This window comes from Holospora curviuscula (assembly GCF_002930195.1).
Lineage (GTDB): Bacteria > Pseudomonadota > Alphaproteobacteria > Holosporales > Holosporaceae > Holospora > Holospora curviuscula.
This window is the reverse complement of record NZ_PHHC01000147.1, coordinates 1-4,422: the sequence shown is the minus strand read 5'-3', so window position 1 is coordinate 4,422 and position 4,422 is coordinate 1. Positions and strand designations below refer to the sequence as shown.

The 4,422-nt window shown below is 38.3% G+C and carries 4 protein-coding genes and 1 pseudogene; 4 read left to right on the top strand and 1 reads right to left on the bottom strand.

Annotated features, from left to right (window positions below):
- Window positions 1–27: 27 nt before the first annotated feature.
- The 4 genes and pseudogenes from HCUR_RS08905 to HCUR_RS07465 all read left to right on the top strand — a co-directional run.
- A pseudogene (locus HCUR_RS08905) lies at window positions 28–472 on the top strand (transposase family protein); the annotation flags it as partial.
- An 850-nt stretch (window positions 473–1,322) separates the two neighbouring features.
- Window positions 1,323–2,102, top strand: a complete 780-nt coding sequence (locus HCUR_RS07475) for a phosphoribosylaminoimidazolesuccinocarboxamide synthase (protein WP_104207446.1) — start codon at window positions 1,323–1,325, stop codon at window positions 2,100–2,102.
- 174 nt (window positions 2,103–2,276) lie between these two features.
- Window positions 2,277–2,540 (top strand): BolA/IbaG family iron-sulfur metabolism protein, encoded by a 264-nt coding sequence (locus HCUR_RS07470; RefSeq protein WP_104207445.1) that lies wholly within the window; start codon window positions 2,277–2,279, stop codon window positions 2,538–2,540.
- Window positions 2,540–4,039, top strand: a complete 1,500-nt coding sequence (locus HCUR_RS07465) for a Mur ligase family protein (protein WP_165780874.1) — start codon at window positions 2,540–2,542, stop codon at window positions 4,037–4,039. The genes HCUR_RS07470 and HCUR_RS07465 overlap by 1 nt, the downstream gene beginning before the upstream one ends.
- Window positions 4,040–4,245: 206 nt before the next feature.
- Here HCUR_RS07465 and HCUR_RS07460 read toward each other — a convergent pair.
- Window positions 4,246–4,422: transposase (locus HCUR_RS07460; RefSeq protein ID WP_165780873.1), on the bottom strand; the 177-nt coding region annotated here is incomplete at its 5' end.

The window sequence follows — 4,422 nt, the reverse complement described above, 5'->3', positions numbered from 1 at the left end:
GGATAGAGGGAACGCTTATCAAGCCCCCCAATAGAGCGCCCAAAAAAAGACAAAAGCATACTACTCAGGGAAAAAGAAAAAACACCCCTTAAACACTCAAGGTGTAGTAACTCAAGAAGGTATATGCACGGCTTTTTCAAAGGGCAAGCGTCATGATTCCAGGGGTTTTAAAGAATCAAAAACTCATATTCATCCTAAAATTAAGGGTATTACGGAGACAGGATATCAAGGCTTGAAAACACTCCATAGTAGAACTGACATTCCAAAAAAGAAGGGTAAGAAAAATCCGCTAATGCAAGAAGAAAAAAGGAAAAATAGAGAGCTTTCCAGCGAGCGGGTAATGAATGAAAATGGTATTGGGATACTCAAACGCTTCAAGATCCTCTCTGATACATACAGAAACAGGCGTAAAAGATTTGGGCTGAGATTCACGCTCATTGCAGGGGTCTATACCATGGAATTAGAACAATGAGAGTTTCCGAAGAGGTCTACTGATATAGCGCCTGAAAGACTTGTATAGAGTTATGAGAAGGGTATAGAGATAAGGATTTGTAAAGATAGAAAGTGGGGTAAGAGAAGTGAAAAATTGCTTGGTAAGAAGCGTGGTAGTCAGTTACTCACTTTTTTACCCAATTCTTTTTTTCATAACTTGCCATATTAATACCACTTTTATAAGTATATACAAGGCTTTATTTAGACATTTATTTTATGAATTCTAAATATTCATCGCGCTTTTCTTACTTTAGTTCCTCAGAGGAAAATAGTTTTTTATCGCCGCTAAATGCTAGCTTCTTTAATACTGCTACAGCATATTCTGCACTTAATTGACACCTATCCCTCACGCTAGTCTTCGCATTACTATTACGCTATCTACTGAATGTATTTCTGCGTACTTGAAATATATTTGATACTTTTTTTTTACTCAGAGAATTTATTAGTCTTTTTTTTAATTATTTTTTATGGACTTTTAAACATTTTCTCTGTATGTGTTACCATGGTTGTGTAACTCATTCAAGATAATTGAATCTAAGATTCAAAACAAGAAAGTATCTAATCAATTTGAGGATAAAAGAATAAAATATAAAGCTATACATAGATAAAAGGAGCCGCTAAAAATTATGGTCTCATCGTCTTGTAAAAAAATTCCTATCATTTATTTTTTCATCTTAATTCCTTCTTTTTATCTCTTATTGACTATAGAGTGTGGTTGAACTGTTTTAGTTGTGTGTTTTGAGATGATGAATAGAAGGTTTCTATAGGTTGCTTATTTTTTTTAAAAGAGTACAATAAACTGTAATTCAGAGCATTGTACACAACGATATATGGAAAAAAAAATCATCAGTCAAAATCCAGGACGTATTGTTTACGCTACTTCTAAAGAAACAGAATGTTTTCACTACTTTACGGATATTATTGCTTGTCCTATTTCTGGAAAAGAGATAGAACTTCCAGGGAAAGGGGTAATTAATCATAGAGTTTCTGGTTTTTTTTTCTCCAAGTTACAGCAACTCAACATTCCAACTCATTTTATTCGTATGTTGAATATGCGTCAATCGTTAATGCATACAACACTTCCGTTGGCCTTTGATGTGCGGGTTATTTGTTCTGCGTCTTCAGTGGTGGCTAAAGAGTTCAACGTACAAGCAAATTATGTTTTTCCACGCCCTATTATAGAATATATTCATATAGGCACTGGACGCCTGTTAAACGAGACCCACTTGATGGCGTTTTCTATGTTGGAAATGCAAGATTTTGATGAGCTGCATAATACAGTTTTGCGTGTGGTAGATTCCATGAAAGGTATGTGTATTGGGATGAGGTTTCAGTTGATGGAGCTAAAGCTTCAGTTGGGATGTGGGCTTAATTATAATACAGATAGTCCATTTTTATTGTGTGGGGATTTTTCTCCTGAATCTTTTTCAGTGTTAGATCTAGAAACCAATATAATTCTAGGAGGAGAGAATATTACCAATGCGGTGTATCCGCCTAATCTGCACTATCGTAATATTGCAGCACGTTTAGGAATCGGTCTTGGAGGCCCTAGCCGTTCTCAAGTATTATCTTTTCAGATTAAGGAAGGGGTACATGAGTGTTTGTCATAATCTTTTCAGTGAGAATGCATCTACTGACTGATTAAATAGTCCAAAAAGTGGTCTACTTTTGGTGTGTTTGAGTCAGTATTACCAAAAAGTATATTTAGGGAAGTATTGCTAGAAATTTTTTATTTTTAGAATGAATCTATTTGTGGTATAGATGAAAAATAAGGAGTAATTTTGATGAATTTTACAACGGATTCTTCTGTAACCAATGTAGTTTGGGTCCATCAGCAGTTAATTCAAGCTTTTCCTGGGGCATTGGTTACAGTAACGGACACCCGAAAAGACGATCAGCACCTTTCAGTGCATATTATAACGGCGCTGTTTAAAGATGTATCCCTTATACAACGACATCGTCAAGTATACAGCGCACTTCAAGGAGAGACTGGATATCGAGTTCACGCATTATCTCTATGTACGCAAACACCAGAAGAAGCTTCGTGATGACGCTTCGAAAAATTTCTTTAGAAACAATTTCTCAAGTATTGAAAGTAGATTTAGGAAAAATACAAGGAGAATTTTCTCATGTTTCCATGCATTCTCATCGTGGTGGACCGGATGTATTGTTTTGGGCAGTACCCAGTATACGGTACACAGTAGAAGAAATTGCCCAACTCGCATGGAGAACGGGAACGATAGTTGTATTAGCTTGGGGACCTGAGTACCGCTGCTTTCACCATTCTGAGCATTCCAGTAAGGTGTGTATTGTTCAAAATTTTCCAAAAAATACTCTGGAAATATTGGGCCGATTATTTTATCCCCAGCGTCCTTTATTAAAATGTGCGGTTACAGGAACGAACGGAAAAACTTCTACGGTGTCATTCTTATCTCAGTTATGGCATTCCTCCGGCGTACGTTGGGTTTCCATGGGTACTTTAGGGATGCAAGGGGTTCCTGTAGTTGATTTTCCTGTTTCAACTATCAATACTGCGGATTACTTAACGTTTTGTTGTGCGTTACATAAAAGCTCAGAGCAAGATGTTCAATATTTTGCATGCGAGGCCAGCAGTCATGGGCTTCATCAGGGCAGAATTCCTGAAGATGCAGTGGATGTGGGAATTTGGACAAGTTTTTCCCGGGATCATTTAGATTATCACACTACTATGAAAAACTATTGGGAAGCCAAGGCTTCTTTAGGGGCTTTAAGCCGAACTGCATGGTTAGTACACACAGAAGTCTATCAAAAAAGCTTTTCTATGAATCCCCAGGGAATTTCTGGAAATCCTTTGCAGTATGGAGTAGGAAACGCTACGGACTTATGGGCGGAATACGATATTCAAGCACAAAATAATACGCATACCCAGGTGTCGATTCGCATTGATAGTTATTCATGGAACGGAGCAGTTCCCTGGATTGGCGCGTTTCAGTGTGGAAATTTTACCGCAGCTTTGGGCGCATTTTATTTGTTGGGAGGTAATCTTGATGATGCCTTTCAGGCATTAGCTTCTGGGGACGTTCAAGTTCCGCCTGGACGATTAGAGTGGGTGGGAAATACCTCTTTAGGGGGGAGGATTTATATTGATTATGCTCATACTCCCGATGCGTTGTCCCATGTGTTGCAGGTATTGCGCACTTTAAATCCAGTACGATTAGGAGTTGTTTTTGGATGTGGCGGTGAACGCGATAGAGCAAAACGTAAATCTATGGGAGCAATTGCGCAACGCTATGCGGACTGGGTCATTATTACAGACGATAATCCTCGCACTGAAGATCCAGAAAAAATTTTGGATGCCATTCAACAAGGATGCCCTAGAGCGCAGCGTATTCGATGTCGTAGCAGTGCAATAAAGGCAGGAATTTTCAAGCTACGCCAAGGACATATTCTGTTAGTAGCAGGAAAAGGTCATGAAACTGTTCAGTGGATAGGAGACCAGGCTATTCCTTTTCAAGATCGTGAAGTAATTGCTCCTTATGTCGAGTTAAGTACGGCCAACGCAGGATAACACAAATACGTGCTCTTGCGTAAGAATAGAGAGGGAAGTACAATATTAGGTATCAGAGTTGAGATCAAAGGTGTCTTCGATCTTGGAGAAATAAAATTTTAGGGGTACACTAAAAAAGCTTTGTTTCATAGAGTGATGGTGCTACAAAATTTCTTAAAGCAGTAGGGGGAAAGAAAATACAGAAGGTGTTAGAGCTTATCCGCAAATTAATTAGGAGGAAAGAATCTGCGCAAGAGTAGTCTGTTAAGTGACATGTAAATGTTATTCTCTGTAGAAGAACAAAGCAAGTCGTATTCTTTTGATAGCCTTCTATTTCTACTAAGCCATCCAAATGTTCGTTCTACAACCCATCGTCTCCGTTGAACCTTAAAGCCCCCCTCTAT

Excerpts from the sequence above, each read along its gene's own strand:
- HCUR_RS07475 (WP_104207446.1), top strand. The coding sequence starts at position 1,323 with ATGGAAAAAAAAATCATCAGTCAAAATCCAGGACGTATTGTTTACGCT.
- HCUR_RS07470 (WP_104207445.1), top strand. The coding sequence starts at position 2,277 with ATGAATTTTACAACGGATTCTTCTGTAACCAATGTAGTTTGGGTCCAT.
- HCUR_RS07465 (WP_165780874.1), top strand. The coding sequence starts at position 2,540 with ATGACGCTTCGAAAAATTTCTTTAGAAACAATTTCTCAAGTATTGAAA.